16 protein-coding genes and 1 tRNA gene are annotated in these 18,475 nt (G+C 57.4%); 14 read left to right on the plus strand and 3 right to left on the minus strand.

The window, feature by feature from the left end:
* The first annotated feature begins 164 nt into the window (after positions 1 to 164).
* The 6 genes from AADJ11_RS02840 (at position 165) to AADJ11_RS02865 (ending at position 5,903) form a co-directional block, all read left to right on the plus strand.
* On the plus strand, positions 165 to 1,079 hold the full coding sequence (locus AADJ11_RS02840) for an ABC transporter substrate-binding protein (protein WP_341233043.1): 915 nt from the start codon (positions 165 to 167) through the stop codon (positions 1,077 to 1,079).
* Between the two features lie 112 nt (positions 1,080 to 1,191).
* Positions 1,192 to 3,339, plus strand: coding sequence for a TonB-dependent siderophore receptor (locus AADJ11_RS02845; protein WP_341233044.1), 2,148 nt, complete (start codon positions 1,192 to 1,194; stop codon positions 3,337 to 3,339).
* A 197-nt stretch (positions 3,340 to 3,536) separates the two neighbouring features.
* On the plus strand, positions 3,537 to 4,229 hold the full coding sequence (locus AADJ11_RS02850) for a MotA/TolQ/ExbB proton channel family protein (RefSeq protein WP_341233045.1): 693 nt from the start codon (positions 3,537 to 3,539) through the stop codon (positions 4,227 to 4,229).
* A gap of 4 nt (positions 4,230 to 4,233) precedes the next feature.
* On the plus strand, positions 4,234 to 4,614 hold the full coding sequence (locus AADJ11_RS02855; protein ID WP_341233046.1) for a biopolymer transporter ExbD: 381 nt from the start codon (positions 4,234 to 4,236) through the stop codon (positions 4,612 to 4,614).
* Positions 4,615 to 4,617: 3 nt separating this feature from the next.
* Positions 4,618 to 5,055: a biopolymer transporter ExbD gene (locus tag AADJ11_RS02860; RefSeq protein WP_341233047.1), complete on the plus strand. Its 438-nt coding sequence runs from the start codon at positions 4,618 to 4,620 to the stop codon at positions 5,053 to 5,055.
* Positions 5,052 to 5,903 carry a TonB family protein gene (locus tag AADJ11_RS02865; RefSeq protein WP_341233048.1) on the plus strand — a complete coding sequence of 284 codons (852 nt, stop codon included), beginning with the start codon at positions 5,052 to 5,054 and terminating at the stop codon, positions 5,901 to 5,903. Before AADJ11_RS02860 ends, AADJ11_RS02865 begins: the two co-directional genes overlap by 4 nt.
* Here AADJ11_RS02865 and AADJ11_RS02870 read toward each other — a convergent pair.
* Entirely contained in the window at positions 5,893 to 6,807 is a 915-nt protein-coding gene (locus AADJ11_RS02870) for a LysR family transcriptional regulator (RefSeq protein WP_341233049.1), read from the minus strand. The two genes, AADJ11_RS02865 and AADJ11_RS02870, sit on opposite strands and share 11 nt — an antisense overlap.
* Before the next feature lie 127 nt (positions 6,808 to 6,934).
* Here AADJ11_RS02870 and AADJ11_RS02875 point away from each other — a divergent pair, with 127 nt between their 5' ends.
* The 6 genes from AADJ11_RS02875 to acnA all read left to right on the plus strand — a co-directional run bounded on the left by AADJ11_RS02875 (position 6,935) and on the right by acnA (position 14,479).
* On the plus strand, positions 6,935 to 7,630 hold the full coding sequence (locus tag AADJ11_RS02875; RefSeq protein WP_341233050.1) for an RraA family protein: 696 nt from the start codon (positions 6,935 to 6,937) through the stop codon (positions 7,628 to 7,630).
* Positions 7,623 to 8,585: a hydroxyacid dehydrogenase gene (locus AADJ11_RS02880; protein ID WP_341233051.1), complete on the plus strand. Its 963-nt coding sequence runs from the start codon at positions 7,623 to 7,625 to the stop codon at positions 8,583 to 8,585. Before AADJ11_RS02875 ends, AADJ11_RS02880 begins: the two co-directional genes overlap by 8 nt.
* Positions 8,586 to 8,703: 118 nt before the next feature.
* The gene (locus AADJ11_RS02885; protein WP_341233052.1) at positions 8,704 to 9,201 is read left to right on the plus strand and encodes a tripartite tricarboxylate transporter TctB family protein; all 498 of its coding nucleotides are present in this window, start codon (positions 8,704 to 8,706) and stop codon (positions 9,199 to 9,201) included.
* Between the two features lie 10 nt (positions 9,202 to 9,211).
* Positions 9,212 to 10,714 carry a tripartite tricarboxylate transporter permease gene (locus AADJ11_RS02890; RefSeq protein WP_341233053.1) on the plus strand — a complete coding sequence of 501 codons (1,503 nt, stop codon included), beginning with the start codon at positions 9,212 to 9,214 and terminating at the stop codon, positions 10,712 to 10,714.
* Positions 10,715 to 10,743: 29 nt separating this feature from the next.
* Complete coding sequence (locus AADJ11_RS02895; RefSeq protein ID WP_341233054.1) at positions 10,744 to 11,721, plus strand: tripartite tricarboxylate transporter substrate binding protein; 978 nt, start codon at positions 10,744 to 10,746, stop codon at positions 11,719 to 11,721.
* Between the two features lie 151 nt (positions 11,722 to 11,872).
* Positions 11,873 to 14,479, plus strand: a complete 2,607-nt coding sequence (acnA, locus tag AADJ11_RS02900; protein WP_341233055.1) for an aconitate hydratase AcnA — start codon at positions 11,873 to 11,875, stop codon at positions 14,477 to 14,479.
* 192 nt (positions 14,480 to 14,671) lie between these two features.
* On the opposite strand, the gene AADJ11_RS02905 is transcribed toward acnA, so the two are convergent.
* Positions 14,672 to 14,757, minus strand: a tRNA-Leu gene (locus AADJ11_RS02905).
* A gap of 204 nt (positions 14,758 to 14,961) precedes the next feature.
* On the opposite strand from AADJ11_RS02905, the gene AADJ11_RS02910 reads away from it, so the two are divergent.
* Positions 14,962 to 15,945, plus strand: a complete 984-nt coding sequence (locus tag AADJ11_RS02910; protein WP_341233056.1) for a complex I NDUFA9 subunit family protein — start codon at positions 14,962 to 14,964, stop codon at positions 15,943 to 15,945.
* A 56-nt stretch (positions 15,946 to 16,001) separates the two neighbouring features.
* Here the strand turns inward: AADJ11_RS02910 and AADJ11_RS02915 are convergent, their stop codons facing one another.
* On the minus strand, positions 16,002 to 16,805 hold the full coding sequence (locus AADJ11_RS02915) for an undecaprenyl-diphosphate phosphatase (RefSeq protein ID WP_341233057.1): 804 nt from the start codon (positions 16,803 to 16,805) through the stop codon (positions 16,002 to 16,004).
* Between the two features lie 225 nt (positions 16,806 to 17,030).
* On the opposite strand from AADJ11_RS02915, the gene AADJ11_RS02920 reads away from it, so the two are divergent.
* A complete protein-coding gene (locus AADJ11_RS02920) occupies positions 17,031 to 18,464 on the plus strand; it encodes an NAD(P)-dependent oxidoreductase (protein WP_341233058.1) in 1,434 nt (477 codons plus the stop codon).
* Positions 18,465 to 18,475 lie beyond the last annotated feature (11 nt).

Here is an 18,475-nt window from a genome sequence, read left to right on the forward strand (position 1 = left end):
GAGGGCGCACGGCCGTCTTGACACCCGGCAGGGATTGCGAGAGCACTGCCAAAACCGCCAAGCCAGACGCCAGGCCCGATCTGCTGGAGAGTCTGATGCGTCTTGTTGCCCTTATATGCTGTGTTTCATTCCTGCTTATGCCTGTCAGGTTAAGTGCCGAGCCAATGATCATCGCGCACGGTTTCGGCGAAACCCGCATCCAAGACACGCCGCAACGCATTGTGTCGGTCGGCTATCATGAGCAGGACTTTCTATATGCGCTCGGCATCGCGCCCGTGGGTGTTCACGAATGGTTCGGCGCGCGCCCCTATGCGACGTGGAGCTGGGCAGAAGACGCACGCGCGGCGTTGGGCGCAAAGCCGGATGTCCAGCGCGGGTTCGAGATTGATCTGGAGTGGGTCTGGCAGCAAAAGCCGGACCTGATCGTCGCAACCTTTGCGCCCCTTGACCAGCGAACCTATGACCGGTTGTCACAGATCGCACCTGTGGTTGGCCCGCCACTGGGCTACGCGGCATGGACCGCCCCCTGGCAGGCGGAAATGCAGCTTATCGCGCAGGCCATGGGCCGGCAGGAACAGGGGGATGCCGTAACCGCCAGGGTTGAACAGGAGTTGGCCGATCTGGCCGCTGCTTATCCCCAGCTGTCCGGCACCGAAGTCGCTGTTGCATATGTTTCCGGGACCGAGCTGATCGGGTATAGTTCAGGCGACGGTTCGAACCGGTTGATGGCCGCACTTGGGATGAAAATACCGGCCGAATATGACGGCCTTGCATCTGGGTCCGGCAATTTCTCGGTCAGCCTCGAACGCCTTGATCTTTTTGAGAAAGACGTCGCCCTGTGGTTGTCTGACGAGGCTGGGCGCGCGCTGATCGAAGGGCTGCCTGCCTACCGCGAAAGCGCGTTGTCCCAAAACGGCCGATCCGTCTGGGCCGATGCCGAGGAAATCGGGGCGATGAGTTTTCAAACCCCCCTGTCTATTTCGTGGGTCGCCGGGCGGTTGATGCCCCGATTGGCCAAAGCGGTCGGCAACCACGGCGGGAACCAAGGTAATTCGTCAAAGACCCCCTCAGGCGATTGACAGCGGCAAACTTCGCGGTATTTTGCCCTAATCCCAGGACAGACCCAGGTGAGACCCGAGCCTCTTTGCTCGTCATCCGGGTGCGTTTTCGCGCCATTTCCTGGGGAGCTACATGACCTATTTTGATATCCGTCAATCGTTGCGTTTGCCAACGAGACCCAAACTGCTGTGCCAAACCGCACTGGTTAGTTTGGCCGCCACATTTCCTGCCCACGCGCAAGAAGATGTCATCGACCTGTTGCCAATTGTTGTTGAAAACGAACTGGCCTATTCGGGTGAAATCGATGGCTACCTTGCGCTTGCAACCGAAACCGGCGTGAAATCCGGTGTGCCGCTTGCCGAAGTACCGCAATCCATTTCGGTCGTGACCTCGACAGAGCTTGCATCCCGTGCACCGCGTCAGGTCGAAGACAGTATCGCTTATGTGCCCGGTGTGTTGCCGTCGACATGGGGTATGGACAACCGGTTCGACCAATTCGCCATCCGCGGCTTTGATATGGGGTCTTCTTCGCTGTACCGCGACGGGCTTCCGCAAAAAGTGCTGAACTTTTCCGGCTTTACGACTGACCCCTACATGATCGAACGTGTTGACGTTCTGCGTGGTCCTGCGGGCGTGCTCTATGGTTCGAACGATGCGGGCGGTATGGTGAATCTTGTCACCAAACGTCCGGTGTTTGGGCGTCTGGCCGAGGGTAAAATCGGCTTTGACAGCAACGGGTCGGCCTTGGTCGGTTTCGACTGGTCGAACGTGATCAACGAGGAAGGCACAGTCGCCGCGCGCATCACGGGGCTGGTACGGGACGGTGAAACCGAAGTTGATCGCTCTGCCGACGACCGCAGTTTCCTTGCGGGTGGTCTGACATGGGCACCGACTGACAACACATCGCTGACTATCCTGGGCCACATCCAAAAGGATTCGCTGACGCCGTTGATTTTCTCACCGGTGAACGGCGAAGACGTTGACAGCGCATGGGGCACGTTGCCCGAGGGCTATAACCTCAAGCAGTCGGCCTATAACCACTTTGATACAGAGCAAGAGACGATTGGCTGGGAGTTCACGCACAGCTTTGCACCGAACCTGACCTTTAACCAAAGCTTCCGCTATGCGCATCAAACGACCGACTATGCGCAGTTGGATTATTCTTCGGCGTCCGCGAGCGGGCTAAGCTATTACGCTTTCTCGAATGATGAAGACGCGGAAACCTTTGGTATCGACAATCACCTGAAATGGACGACGTCCTTTGGTGCTGCCAAGAATACGCTGACCGTTGGTTTGGATCACCAAACATCGCGCTATGATGTGACACAGTACCTTGATTACACAATGTACACGGTGCCCTACAGCGACCCAAATCTGGATTTCGCAGTTGCTGATCCCGCGCTTGGTTCCAGAAAAAGCACGGAATACGGCGAAACAGGTTTCTACCTGCAAGATCATCTGGATCTGGGCACGGGCACCAAGATCACCATGGGTCTGCGCCACAGCAGGTTTGATACCACCATTGACGATCTGGTCGCCTCGACCCAAAGCAGTCAGAAAAACGAGGCAACCACAGGTATGATCGGAGTCACCCATGAATTTGCCAACGGTCTGACCCCGTACCTAAGCTATACTGAAGGGTTCACCCAGAACGTTGGTAAAACGCTTGCCGGTGATGTGCTTGACCCTTCTGAGAGCACCCAGTGGGAGGCAGGCCTGCGCTATCAACCGTCTGCCGATCTCATGCTAAGCGCGGCGGTGTTCGACCTGAGCAAGACCAATGTAAAGGAATACGACACAAGAGACACGACATGGTCCAGCTTTACCCAAACCGGCGAGGTACGTTCGCGCGGTCTGGAATTGGAAGCGCGTGGGCGTTTGAATGAGGCGTTAGAAGGCGTGTTTAGCTATGCCTATCTGGACTCAAAAGTTAGCAAATCCTCGAACACCGCGCTGATTGGCAATCATAATTCGATGGCACCGCCCCATCAGCTTGCCCTGTGGTTCGACTATGACGCCGCTAATTTCGTGCAAGGTCTGACGGTCGGGGCAGGGGTGCGCTATGTGTCCTCGTTCTATGCAACCCAAAGCAACGGTCGCAAAACGGACGGATATGCGCTGGCTGACCTGAGCCTAAGCTACGAGATGCCGGAAATGACGGTGAACCTTGATGTGAACAACCTGTTCGACAAGGATTACGAGGGCCTTTGCTATGACAGCTACGGCTGCACCAAAGGTCAGGGACGGGTTATTTCCCTGACACTCAGCCGCGAATTCTGATTAATATCGCAAAACATGACCAAGCCGGGCCTTATGGGCCCGGTTTTTTTGTGCGAGGCGCGGAAACGTATGTTGGCGCACGTCTGAGAGGGTTTTTGCCAGCACTCCGTCAGTTACTTGACAAAAATAATCAAGATTATAAACCACAGGTAGAGGCAAGCCACATCAGCCAGCCATCATGTTAAGGATGCTTACTGATGTTGGATTTCGCGCCACTATCCGATGCAACTCTATCCGCGATTGCGTTCTTAAAGGCTGGCGGCCCTTCGATCTGGGCTATCGCCGCTTTGTCAGTGATAACGGCCGCCCTTATTCTTTGGAAGATTTGGGATCTTATCTGGCTGGGTGCGTGGACAGGTGGCCGCCGGGTCGAGGGGTCACTTACCGCGTGGCAAGACGGTAATTCAGACGTTGTTTTGGCTGACCTTCGTAACCGCCGAACCATTCGCGCCCGATTTGCCCGCACCGCATTTCAAGCGTCTTCCAACCCTGAATTTGACCGGGAAACAGCGCAAGACGAAACCCTGCGGGTAGCAAAGCTGTGTCTGGCCCGTGCCCGTGCGGGTTTGCGCCCGTTAGAATTGATCGCGACCATTGCCCCGCTGCTGGGGCTGCTGGGCACCGTTCTGGGCATGATTTCCGCGTTTCAAGCGCTGCAAGAGGCTGGCGCGCGGGCTGACCCGTCGATGTTGGCCGGCGGCATTTGGGAGGCATTGCTGACCACAGCGGCGGGTATGGCTGTCGCCATCCCGGCCTCTGTCGCATTGACGTGGTTTGAAAGCATCACGGACCGGCTGCGGCTTGAGATGGAAGACATCGGAACGCGGATTTTCCAAACGACACGCGCACAGGAGATTACGCAGGCGTCAACCGGGCTGGCGGCAGAGTGAACCCATGCAAATTGCTGAAGCACGCAAGCGTCGCACTCCATCATTGACCCCCATGATTGACGTGGTTTTCCTGTTGCTGGTCTTTTTTATGCTGGCATCGCGCTTTGGCATGGATATGCAAATCCCGCTGAGCCTTGCGGGTGGGTCTTCCGGATCTGCCTACGAAGGCCCGCCACGGTTGATCGATATCACCGTCGATGGGTTGCTGTTAAACGGGAATACGGTCGCGCGAGAGGCATTGCCCGCTCAGCTAAGCGAGCTAACCTCTAAACCCTCCGACACAATCATTTTGCGCCCAAAGAGCGGTGCGAAGCTACAAGCCATGGTGCAAATTCTTGGCGATCTGGGGGATGCAGGTTTCACGCAGGTTGTGGTGGTGGATTAACCCATGGATTTCAGCCAGCATAGCCAGCGTAAGCCGCGTGAAGAAAACGTCATTCCGATGATTAACGTGGTTTTTCTTTTGCTCATCTTCTTTTTGATGACCGCGCAAATCGCCCCGCCTGACCCGTTCGAGGTTACTCCCCCCACCGCGTCCTCCGAAGCGCCGGATGACAGCGCATTAACGCTTTATATCAACACCAAGGGGGATATTGCTTTTCGCGACGCCATTGGCGAGACCGCAGCGATTGACGCGCTTGAGCTGGCGTATATCGATCTTTGTGCCGATGTCATCTGTACCGGTTCAGATGCCCGCCCACCCCTTACAATCCGGGCCGATGGGGGGGCAGATGCCCTGCTGATCCCAACCTTGCTCAAGACACTTGCCGCGCGCGAGATCACAAATGTCTTTTTGACGACACGCGTTGAAACGGCTCAGCCATGATACGTGTGTTCATCAACGGCGCTATTTTTCTGCTGATTGCTGTCGGCCTGCACGTTGCGGCCTTTTGGGTAAAGCCCAGCGATGGTGCTGCAGCGTCGGCCGGTGCGGGGGGAAGCGGGTTGATGACGATGGTCGCGGCCCCAGAAAGCTATGGTGATCTGATCAAAGCATGGGAAACGCCCCCGGATGTCGCCGAGGCCAGCGTTGAACTAACGCCGCCCGAAACCGTTTTGGCTGAACCCGTCGCGCCGGTTTTGGACGCTACTGTTACCACGCCAATCGCACTGCCACAGATGCTGCAAAGCCCAAGCGTGCTGGATGACGTGCCAGTTGTTCAATCCGCGCCGCCGCCGCCCGAACCCCCTGTCCACCCCCTGTCCAAGATAAAGCCCCCGCAAAGGCCCAAGCCGCCGGTCAAGAAGCCTGCCAAGCCGGCACCTGTCAAAAAGCAACCGGCGCAGGCGACCTCGACACCGTCCAAGGCGGCGACTGCGGCGGGGACGGGCGGCACATCCAATGCAGGAAACCGCCAGACCTCGGCCCATTCGAACCTGTCAAAGTCCGAAAAGCAGTCTTTGGTCGCGGCATGGGGCACCTCCATTCGCGCCAAAATCGACCGTGCAAAGCGACGTCCCCGTGGCGGCGAAACCGGGGTCGTTACCGTCGTGGTATCCGTGGGGCACAATGGTGCGCTGTTGAACGTAGGTCTTGCCCGTAGCTCTGGTCAGCCAGAACTTGACGCCGCCGCCATCGCGGCGGTCAAACGGGCAAGGCGCTTTTCAAAGGCCCCAAAACAACTGGCTAAAACAAACTATAAATTCCGACTAGAGATACAGTTCACAGGTTAGTCTGATCCATCCCGTCCACACGTGGTGCCGTGGAATCGCGGATGATGTCGAATAACAGCCGCGTGGCCGGAGACAGACTTGCCGGGTCGCGACAGACAAACGCGAAGGATCTGCGAAGCCGCTCACCAGCGACGTTGATTTCGGTAAGATGCTGCCCCGTGACATCGTCCTTTAGGTTCTTTGTGGACAGAAGGCTTAGCAACTGCGTGCCCCCGATAAGTGAGGGGAGATACAGAATCGATGTTGCCTTTACCTGGGCTTTTGGGGCTGGGCAGCCGTGCCGGTGAAACAGGTCCTGTAGCCAAGGCAGGATGGCTGATTTCGTCGGTAGGACCCAGTTGTAATGAGTGAGATCCGGCACCTGCACCTCGCGGGCCGCGAGGGGATGTGACCAACTGGCGACGATTGCAACTTCGTCATCCATCACCGGGGTGACGTGAAACCCGTCAATCGGACCTGTAACATGGGTCAGCACAGCGTCCAGTCGGTGTTCCCGCAGCGCCTTGAGCAAGGGGCCGCTTACATTCGTTTCAAGGTCGATTGTCACGCCGGGGCTTTGGTCCAGCAGCTGGCGCATGATCTCTGGAAGGTAATATTTGGCCAGTGTCGGGGCGCATCCAAAACGGATATGGCCCGCTTCCCCCCGCGCAAAACCGCGCAGTTCGCCGTGGGTGGCATTCATCATCTGCTCGATTACTTTGCTTCTCTCAAGCAGAACCCGCCCGAGCTCAGTTAAGGCGATGCCGCGCCCCTCACGAAGGAAGATCTTTCCCTCGATAGACTCTTCAAGCCGTTGCATTGCTTTGGTCAGGGCGGGTTGGGTTAGAAATAGCCGTTCGGCTGCCTGACCCATATGCCCCAGCTCGGCAATGGTTCGAAAGTAAACGAGATCACGAAAATCCAATGATGCCTCCAAGTTATCAATTCATGATAATTATGAAATTGTAATTATTAAAGCCTTTTGCAATGTTTCTTTCAACATCGGCACCCGCGTCGAAAAGACCGGGCATAATAAACTGGAGGAATTCACGATGAGCGTCGGCTTCCGCGTGTTCAATAAACGCAAGCTTCCCACCCCTCAGGTCGTCAAAGCCCTGGGCGAACTGCCATCGGCGAACGTCGCGGACGTTATGAACCGTTTGAATTCCTTGCCGGCAAGCACGCGCCTACAAGGCCCCCGTCTTGCCGGTCCCGTATCCGGGGTAGCACTGACGGTACAGGTAAGCGCGGGCGACAACCTTGCCATTCACAAGGCGCTGAATATGGCGCAAGAAGGCGATGTAATCATTGTCTCTAACGGTGGTGCCCAGACTCAGGCCCTTATGGGCGAGGTCATGTTCAGCTATGCCAAGTTTAAAGAGGTCGCCGCGATTGTCTTTGACGGACCGATCCGCGATCTGGATTCCCTCGATCATCTTGATTTGCCTGTCTATGCCACGGGTACGCGTCCGGGTGGCCCGATGAAGCAGGGACCGGGGCAGATCAACGTTCCGATCTCGTTCGAGGGATGCGTAGTTAGTCCGGGCGATGTGGTCCTTGCCGATAACGATGGCGTTGTGATCATTCCGCGCGCGGACGCCGAGGCCGTGCTGGCCGCTGGTCAGGCCCTGTCCGAAAAGGATCAGGCCAAGGTGGCTGCGGCCAATGACGGCACGCTCGACCGAAGCTGGGTTGATGCCGCGTTGGCCAAAGCGGGCTGCGAGATCATCGATGCTGCCCATGAATGACGCGCGCAAAACAGTGTTCCTACGCTCGCCCATCCATGACGATGCGGTAGCGTTTCTGAAGGCTGACGCGCGGCTGGATGTGGTCACGTGGGACAACGCGCGGATGGACAACTGGCGCGAAGAGGCGGACGCCGTGATCCTGCGCGGTATGGATTTGCCCGGTGAAGACATCCGCGCCGCCAAACGGCTTAAGGTCATCGGGCGGCACGGGGCCGGGGTCGATTCAGTTGATGTTGCCGCCGCCCGCGAGCGCGGGATTGTGGTTCTCAACACGCCGTTCGAGAATTCCCAATCGGTGGCTGAACTGTCGGTCACCCTGATGCTGTCGGCGGCCCGACGGGTGGTTTATGCCGATCACCTTGTCCGCAATGATGGCTGGGCCGAGGGACGCAAGGGCAAGGGCTGTCGCGAACTTTACCGGAACCGTGTCGGCTTTGTCGGCTATGGCCGGATCGCGCGAATGACCGCAGATATCTTGCGCAACGCATTCGAGATGGAGGTCGTCGCCTACGACCCGAAAATTCCCGCCGAGTTCTGGCAAGAGGTGGACGATATCGTTCGCGCAGACACGCTGGGCGATCTTTTCGCAGCCTGCGATTTCGTGAGCATCAACCTGCCGCGCACGCCTGAAACCACCGGCCTGATCTCTGAATCAGTGCTGGCGCATGCCAAGCCGGGCTTGATTTTGGTGAACACATCGCGAGGCGGAATCGTGGACGAGGTGGCGCTGGCCACAGCGCTTGAAACCGGTCAGATAGGTGCGGCGGGGATGGATGTTTTCGAACAGGAACCACCGTCGCCCACGCACCCGCTGCTGTCCTTACCGACGTTTATCGCAACGCCCCACTATGGCGGCGCGACCGAGGAAAGCCTGCGGCGCGTAGCCTGTTCCATCGCGCGGGAGACCGCACAGGCGTTGTTCGGGACAGCGACGGAAAGCTATCGGGTGGCATGAAATGAACCAATACTTATCAGACAGATTTACAGGATGTTAGGGACGACGGCGGCTGCATGATGCCGGTGACACGGGGACATGCATAGACGTTTGGCAGTGCTTTTGGGAGGAGCCTGAAATGACAAAGAAAATGACCGACGGGATCAGCGGTGCAGTCATCCTGCTTTTCGCGATTGCGATGTATACAAGTTTACCCGGTCCGGGAGAGACCGTGATTGCTGGTCTGGACATGAGTCTCGCGCCGCGACTGGTCGCTTTGATCTTGGGCGGGCTAAGCGTCGTGTTGCTGATCATGACCTTCGTGCCGTTCAAAGGTCTGGCTGCAATTGCGGGCGACACCGTTGACGACGAATTGCTGCACAAACGGCGGTTCGCTTATCCGGGCCGTCTGATCGCTACGGCGGCTCTTATCATCGCGGCGGCCGCTGTGTTCGAATGGCTCGGATTTGTGATGACCTCGGTGATCTACATCTTTGTGCAGTGTTACATCCTTACCTACGACGCGGGGGCGTTCAAACCCATCCGCACAGCGATCATCGCCATAGCCTTTCCCGTGGCTGTCTATCTGATGTTCTGGCACTGGCTGTCTATGCCGCTGCCCCAAGGCATCCTGTGAGGAGCATGTAATGTTTGACGTATTCCTTCAGGGCGCTTCAGCCGCACTCGATATCTACTGTATCCTTCTGGTTTTTGGCGGGGTCGCTTTGGGCATCGTCTTTGGCTCTGTGCCTGGCTTGACCGCATCAATGGGTCTGATCCTGTGCTTGCCGCTGACCTTCACCATGCCAGCCTTGCACGGACTGTCGCTGCTATGCGGGCTTTTCATTGGCGGCATTTCGGGCGGGTTGATACCTGCGATCCTGATGAACCTGCCTGGAACGCCCGGTTCGGTCGCGACACTGTTTGACGGCTATCCGATGGCGATGAAGGGCGAGGCGAAAAAGGCCCTGAGCGCGGCGGTGTTGTTCTCGTTTCTTGGGACCGTGTTTGGCATAATTGTGCTGGCCGTCTTTGCGCCGATGCTTGCCCGTTTCGCACTGCGGTTTACACCGTTTGAATATTTCGCCGTCTCGTTCTTTGCGCTGTCCCTGATTGCCAGTCTTAGTGCCGGGTCGATGGTCAAGGGTTTCATCAGTGGCGTGATCGGGATTGCCTTGGCCATGGTGGGGATGAGCCCCGTTGGCGGAATCGAACGCCTGACCGCTGGGCAGGTGGACCTCCAAAGTGGCTTTGCCATGGTGCCGTTTCTGGTGGGGCTATTTGCAATCTCGGAGCTGCTGCACGACGCGGGCAACGGGCCGGCGCGCGCCACCATGCGCAAGCAGGGCAAGGCGATCAAGGAGGTCGGGCTCAAATTTGCTGACGTGGTCGGCAACATCCGCACCTTTTTCGTTGCCGCCACAGTTGGCACCGGCATCGGTATTCTGCCCGGAATTGGTGTCAGCACCGCCAGCCTTACCGGTTATCTGGCGGCCAAGAAGACGTCGCGCCGCGGCGATCAATACGGCACCGGTATCGTCGATGGGGTTGTGGCATCGGAAAGCGCGAACAACGCCTGCATTGGTGGCGCGCTGGTACCATTGCTGGCCTTGGGTATCCCGGGTGACACCGTGGCCTCGATCTTGCTGGGCGCGTTCATCATGAACAATGTCCAGCCCGGTCCACTGCTTTTTCTGACTCAGGGAGAGTTGGTATACGGCATCTTTACCTCGCTTATTGTCGCCTCGGTCGCCATGGCCACGTTTATGTTTGCGCTGATGCCGGTGTTCATCCGCATTGTGCGGACCCCCAAGAACGTACTGATGCCGCTAGTTGTGGTGATGTGCTTTGTTGGAGCCTTCGGCCTCAATAACCGGGCGTTTGATGTGTGGTCGATGGTGATGTTCGGCGGGCTGGGTTTTGCGCTGCGGACCTTTGGCTTCCCGCTGCAACCGGCGGTCCTGGGGTTCATCCTTGGGCCTATCGTCGAAACCAATTTCTACCGTGCCCTGACTGCATCCAAGGGCGACTACACCGAATTTCTGACACGTCCGATCAGCGGCACCTTTCTGGTGCTGTCGCTGATCTTTATCGCGCTGCCCTTGTTCAGCGCGCTCTACACACGATTTCGTCCGGCTGTCCAAAGCTGACTGAACCAAATTAACAGGAGGAGAGAACCATGAAACTGAAGACACTAAAGATACTCGCCGCAGCGGCCATTCCGGCGCTTGGCCTCGTTGCCGCCGGATCGGCGACAGCGCAAGAATACCCGTCCGAGCCGATCCAGCTTGTGATCCCCTACAACCCCGGCGGTGACAGCGACCTTGTGGGCCGTCTTTTTGCAGGCCAGCTTGAGCGGGTTCTAGGCAGCACAGTCGTGCCGGTGAACGTGGCAGGTGCGTCTGGCAGCATCGCCACGACCAAAGTGTATCAGGCCGATCCGGATGGCTACACCATGCTGTTCCACCACTCCGGCGTGTTGGGAAGCATGCTGACCGGTGCCATCGACTTTGCCTTTGACGATCTGACGGTGCTTGGCTCTGTCGGCCTGTCCGAAGGATCGATCTGGGTGACCTCGAGCAGTTCGCCCTACCAAAATATGGAAGAACTGGTCGCAGCCGCAAAGGCCAACCCAGGCACGGTCAAAAACGGTATCAACTTTGGCAGCCAAACCCATGTCCACGCCGCTGCCTTTGAAGAGGCGGCAGGTGTAGAGATGCATAACGTTGATGTTGGCGGGATCGGTGAGAAGATCGTGAGCATCCTTGGCCAGCACGTCGATGTGTCCGAAGTGCAGGTCGGCGCGGTCCAAAGCTATCTTGAGAGCGGTGACATGCGCGCGCTTGGTACCCCTGCCGGGCAGCGGTTCAGCGGTTTGCCGGATGTGGCAACGTTCCAAGAGCAAGGGATCGACGTTGCGATGCCTGACCGCTTGTTCTGGGTAGCTTTGCCACCAGAAGCACCTGCGAATGTCGTCGAGACGCTGCAAGCGGCGCTGGCGGAACTTGGTGAAAGTGACGAGTTGGCAACCGAATACGCCAAGGTCCAGATTACGCCGCAGTTCCTCTCTGCCGAGGACACGGTGGAGTATCTGAACAACGAATTTGAGTTCAATTCGCAATACAAAGACATCTTCCTCTCGCGTAAGAAGAAGTAACAGATTGCTCCGGACCTCGCGTCCGGGGCGATTTGTTGATTTTCTTGGTAGAGAACCCTGAATTTCACACTGATCCGCGCGGTTTGTATTTTAATTTGATCCGCGCGGATCGCCTCGTTTTACCGTTTCAGCAGGACCCCAAGGGATGAGAATGAACAGCTTTGATCTGATCTCCGAAACAGCAGGTACTCGGTTCATCGATTTGTCAAAGGCCGTGAAGCTTTTCCCGTCGCTGGGCGAAATGCCCCTTAGCATCAAGCTTCTTTTTGAAAACCTTGCCCGTCACGAGAATGGCGAAAGCATCACCCAAGACCAGCTTGAAAGGCTCGCTTGCGGTAACGCGCACGGCGTCGAAATAAACTTTCATCCGTCGCGGGTTATCATGCAGGACAGCGCCGGCATGCCCGCTTTGATCGACATGGCAATGCTGCGCGACAAGGCCCGTGAGCAGGGCATAGACCCCGGCACGCTGAACCCGCAGGTGCCCGCCGATCTGATCATCGACCATTCCATCATGGCCCACCATTCGCGTGGAACGGATGCGTTGCTGCGCAATCAAGCACGAGAATTTGCCGAGAACGAGGAACGCTTTGCCTTTTTGAAATGGGCGCAAAAGAAGATGGATAACCTGACAGTGATCCCGCCCGGGCGCGGGATTATCCATCAGATTAACATCGAACACCTCGCCGACGTTGTATCCTCGCGCGATATAGATGGTGTGCGGTGGCAATTTCCCGACACCGTGATCGGCACCGATAGCCACACCACAATGGTCAACGGCATTGGCGTACTGGGCTGGGGTGTCGGCGGTATCGAGGCCGAAGCGGTCATGCTGGGCGAAGCGATATCCATGTTGGTCCCGCCGGTGATCGGGGTGCACCTGACGGGAACGCTGCCACCGGGTGTGCTTGCCACCGATCTTGCCCTCACGCTGACTGCCGCGCTTAGGCGTTTTGGTGTGGTGGGCAGCATTGTTGAGTTCTTTGGCCCCGGGGTTGCCGCGCTTTCTGTGGCCGACCGCGCGACGATTGCGAACATGAGCCCTGAATTCGGGTCCACCTCCGCGCTATTCCCCATCGATCAGTCAACCATCGACTATCTGCGCCTAACCGGGCGGGATAGCGGCCGGGTCACAGCGGTAGAAGACTATTGCCGCCACACCGGTTTGTGGTTTGATCCCTCGGCGCGGCCCCGCTTTGACGATGTGATGGGTTTTGATCTGTCCACGGTTCGGCGCACTGTCTCTGGTCCCTCACGCCCTGAACAGGGCCGGGATATTGATGCTATCCCGGCCGTCGTGGACAAGGCCATTGGCCGCAAAGTCAGGACGGAAGGCGGCGTTTCAGACGGCGACATTGTCATCGCTGCGATTACCTCTTGCACCAATACCTCAAATCCCGAGGCGATGATTGCTGCCGGTCTGTTGGCCCGGAATGCGCGGCAACGCGGGCTGACTGTGAACCCCCGGATCAAATCCTCGCTCGCGCCTGGTTCGCGCGCTGTGATGCATTACCTTCGCGCTGCTGGCCTTGATGCTGAGCTTTCCGCACTTGGGTTCAACCTGACGGCTTTCGGCTGCACGACCTGCGTTGGCAACTCGGGCGAAATCGACGCGGACGTGGCAAAGGCGGTGACCGATGGCGATTTGTGCGTATCGGCCGTCCTGTCCGGGAACCGCAATTTCGAGGCGCGTATCCACCCGTTGGTAAAGGCCAACTTCCTCGCCTCGCCGCCGCTGGTCGTGGCCTACGCCATCGCGGGTACGATGCGAACCGATCTTTCCGTTGTCGGCATCGACCCAGATGGGAAACCGGTCAGCCTTGCCGATCTTTGGCCCTCCGCCGAAGAGATCGACAACTTACTTCGCACAGTGGTCGTGCAAGAGGGTTTCACCGCGTCTTATAGTGATGTCACACGGGGTGATGACAGCTGGGAAGCACTGGATGTCGTTGGCGGTGACACTTTTGGCTGGTTGGACGAAAGCACCTATATCCAGCGCCCGCCGTTCTTTGATCTACCCGCGCATTTCGCGGGGACGGGCAAGATCCTGGACGGTGCCCGCCCGCTGCTGATCCTCGGGGATGCGGTGACAACGGACCATATCTCTCCGGTAGGGACCATCGCTCGCGACAGCGAAGCCGCGGCGTATCTTTTAGACCGGGCTGTAGAGCAGGGGAGCTTCAATAACTACGGCGGCCGGCGGGGCAATCACGATGTGATGGCACGCGGGACATTCGCGAATTTGCGGATACGGAACGAGATGGTCGATGGTATCGGCCCCCGCACGCTGGTGATGCCAGAGGGGCGCGAAACCACGGTATTCGATGCCGCACAGGCCTATGCGGCGCGCGACGAACAGGTCGTGGTCATCGCCGGTGAGCTTTACGGTGCAGGCTCTGCGCGGGATTGGGCGGCCAAAGGCACCCGGCTTCTTGGCGTTCGTGTGGTGATTGCAGAAAGCTTCGAGCGGATACACCGATCGAACCTTGTCCGGATGGGGGTACTGCCGTTGCAGTTCTCGAAAGGGGAGGGTCGAAAATCGCTCGGGCTCTTAGCCGAAGACCGTTTTGCCATCGAGGCAGGATGCGACACGCTAGGCCCAATGCAGCAGGTTTCGGTTTCTGTTATCGATCCAGGTGGAGCCGTACGCATGGTGTTTAACGCTCAATGCCGCGTGGATACCGCAGAGGAGCACCGCTATCTCCGAGAAGGTGGAATCCTGCCCAGTGTGGCAAAACGGTTGCTTCAAAACCCATAGGTGAAACCGGTTCCTGCTGGCTTGTACCGATTGTTCGTCCGGGGGTGGAATGACGCGTTAGAACGTCCCTCAATACACACCGCTCAAACCGGTAGATGCCGTTCTTGGAATAATGAGAACGGTGCCGGTCCATTGGACGCTTCCGAAGCTTCCTAAAGAACACTAAAGGCTGTCATGGGGTTGTAAGATAAATGGTGCCCAGAAGAGGACTCGAACCTCCACACCGTTGCCAGTACTAGCACCTGAAGCTAGCGCGTCTACCATTCCGCCACCTGGGCACAGGGGGGTTGTGAGGGCTGCTCTAATCGTGCGGGGCGGGGGTGTCAATTGGATTCGCTGACATTCTTTGATCTTGTTGCCATGCCGCGCAAACGACGCAGCGCTGTCTTAACCAGTTGGATCAAACTGGTCTGATTTGAAGCTTGTTCCCAAACTGGCAAAACTGTATCTATCGATCAGATTTTCTGGACAGGAGCATCATCATGTCAAAGCTGGTGACGATCTATGGCGGCTCGGGGTTTGTGGGGCGCTACATTGTGCGCCGTATGGCCAAAGCAGGATGGCGTGTTCGTGTTGCGGTGCGCCGCCCGAACGAGGCGATTTTTGTGCGCCCTTACGGTGCTGTCGGTCAGGTTGAACCGGTTTTCTGCAACATCCGCGATGACGCGTCTGTGCGCGCCGCGATGCAGGGCGCAGATGCTGTTGTGAATTGCGTGGGTATTCTGGCGGAAACTGGCAAAAGCACGTTCGAGGCCATCCAGTCGGATGGGGCTGAGCGGATTGCCCGTATTGCTGCGGCTGAGGGTATCAGCCGGATGGTCCATATCTCGGCCATCGGGGCGGATACTGAAGCGGCCAGCGAATACGCGCAGACCAAGGCGATGGGCGAGGCGGCGGTGTTAAAGCACGTGCCGAATGCCGTTATCTTGCGCCCCTCGATCGTGTTTGGACCTGAGGATGAATTCTTTAACCGGTTTGCCGGTATGACGCGGCTTAGCCCGGTTGTGCCAGTGATCGGCGCGGGTACCTTGTTCCAGCCGGTGTATGTGGATGACGTCGCCCACGCGGCCGAGATGGCCGTTGTTGGCGATGCCGCTGCAGGTGTTTACGAGCTTGGCGGCCCGGATGTGGAAAGCTTCCGCGCATTGATGAAGCGGATGCTGCACGCCGTACATCGCCGCCGCTTGGTTTTGGCAGTGCCGATGTTTGCGGCCAAGATTATGGCATTTGCCTTTGATCTTTTGCAGTCCGTCACGCTGGGTTTGGTCAAGAATGGCGTGGTCACCCGTGATCAGGTCAAAAACCTGGGCAATGACAATGTGGTCGCAGAGGGTGCTAAGGGTTTTGATACGCTTGGCATTGCGCCGGTGTCGATGTCCTCGGTTCTGCCGGATTATCTGTGGCGCTTCCGCCCATCTGGTCAGTATGACGACATCATGGCTTCGGCCAAGGATTTGCGCAGCTAATCAACCCCGTTCTCTTGCAAAAGGCCCTGCCCAAAACCGGCGGGGCCTTTTTGCGTTTACGAATAGGCGTAGGCCAATAGCGCGATGCCCAAGATGACGCGATAGATCACGTAAGGTGTAAAGCTGACGCTGCGCAGCAGGCGCATCATAAGCACCAGCGCCAGCATTGCCGCGACAAAGGCGAATGCCGCAGCGATTGATGCGTCTTTGGCTAGCTGCCAGTCCGCCTCTCCAATCACATCAAGCGATAGCAGCGCGCCCGAGGCAAGGATCGTCGGGATCGACATGAGCATCGACAGGGTCGCGGCGCTTGTCCGGTCATAGCCCAGCTTGCGCGCTGCCGTAATGGTGATGCCTGAGCGGGACGTGCCGGGGATCAGTGCTACGGCTTGGGCAAGGCCCATCCAGACCGCGTCTTTCATACGCCAGCTGGCGGCACTTCGTGATTGGCCGCCGGTTTTGTCGGCCCAATACAAGACAAGGCCAAAGATCAGCATGGTCCAGCCGATCACGGCCACAGACCGTAGCATTTCGTCGATGCCCAGCAGTTTGAACAGCAGCCCAACCACCAGAACCGGAATGGTTGCGACAATCAGCAAAAGCGCGGTACGCGCGCCGGGCGTATCAACCTTGCCGCGCAGCAGGCGACCAATGCCAATGGTGGCTTCTGTGACTTCGGCCCTGAAATACAAGATAACAGCCAGCAAGGTGCCGACATGAACGGCGACATCAATCGCCAACCCTTGATCGGGGCCACCTGTTACAAAAGGCAGCAGGATAAGGTGGCCGGATGAGGATACCGGCAGGAATTCCGTCAGGCCTTGGATGATCGCGACGAGTAAAATTTGAAACAAGGTCATTAATCTGTGCCTGCGGGTTTTGAGGTTAACGCGAGGTATAAACCCACCATAAAGAATGCAAAGCGCAATATTTGATCCGGATCGGACCTAATATTCGATAATATCAGCAACATTCATTTCTGCGCCCTGAAAATATTTGCATAAAGGTCAGCAATGCTGCCTTTATTATCTTTCTGCACCTGTGTAAGGGAAGTTAACACAGTTTTTCTGGCGGAGTTTTCAATCATGGCAAAGCAGCCAATGCTCAAGTTTATATCGGTTTCAAGGGACATGCCTGAAAAACGGCTCCCGAATCTGCGCCGTGAAGATTTCAACGAGATTTACGCAGAATACGCGGATGAGAAAGCAAAAGAGCAGTCCAGCCGCTGCAGCCAATGTGGTGTTCCCTATTGTCAGACCCATTGCCCGTTGCACAATAACATCCCCGACTGGCTGCGCCTGACCGCCGAAGGCCGCCTGAAGGAAGCGTATGAAGTGTCCCAAGCCACTAATACATTTCCCGAGATTTGTGGCCGTATCTGCCCGCAGGATCGCCTGTGCGAAGGCAATTGCGTGATTGAGCAATCCGGCCACGGCACTGTGACCATTGGGTCGGTCGAAAAATATATTACCGATACCGCATGGGAAAACGGCTGGGTTCAGCCGATCAAGCCGCACGCTGAGCGTTCCGAATCCGTTGGTATCATCGGTGCGGGCCCCGGTGGTTTGGCTGCTGCTGACGTATTGCGCCGTCAGGGCGTGCAGGTCACCATCTATGACCGCTATGATCGTGCGGGTGGTTTGCTGACCTACGGTATCCCCGGCTTTAAACTGGAAAAAGACGTGGTGATGCGCCGCAATGACCAGCTTGCCCAAGGTGGCGTAAAGTTTGAATTGAACTGCGATGTGGGTGTCGACATCAGTTTTGCCGATATTCGGGCCAAGCATGACGCAGTGATCATCGCGACCGGCGTTTATAAAACCCGCGAGATTCAGGCCCCCGGCGTGGGTGGTGTAGGCCTTGAGCGTGCGATTGATTTCCTGACCGTCAGCAACCGCAAAAGCTTTGGTGACACGGTCGAGGAATTTGAATCCGGTCGTTTGAACGCCCATGGCAAAAAGGTTGTTGTCATCGGCGGTGGCGATACCGCGATGGATTGTGTGCGCACGTCGATCCGTCAGGGTGCCACATCGGTCAAATGTCTGTACCGCCGTGACCGCGCCAACATGCCGGGCAGCCAGCGCGAAGTACAAAACGCCGAGGAAGAAGGCGTGGTATTCGAATGGCTGTCCGCGCCCAAAGGGTTTGTCGGCGATCCTGTGACAGGCGTTATGGTGCAAAAGATGCGTCTTGGCGCGCCGGATGTTTCGGGCCGTCAGGCACCCGAGGTGATTGAAGGGGCTGACTACGTTGAAGAGGCCGATCTGGTTATCATGGCGCTTGGTTTTGAGCCCGAAGATCTGCCAACCCTGTGGAAGACACCGGAATTGCCCGTGAACCGCTGGGGCACGATCAAGGCCGATTACATCACCGGTGCGACCGACCTTGATGGTGTCTATGCCGTGGGTGACATCGTGCGCGGCGCGTCGTTGGTTGTTTGGGCGATTAAGGACGGGCGTGATTGTGCACAGGCGATCCTTGAAAAAATAGGCGCGTCAACTGCCATCGCCGCTGAATAAACGGCCAATAG

The sequence above is a fragment of the uncultured Sulfitobacter sp. genome (assembly GCF_964021855.1).
Classification (GTDB): domain Bacteria; phylum Pseudomonadota; class Alphaproteobacteria; order Rhodobacterales; family Rhodobacteraceae; genus Sulfitobacter.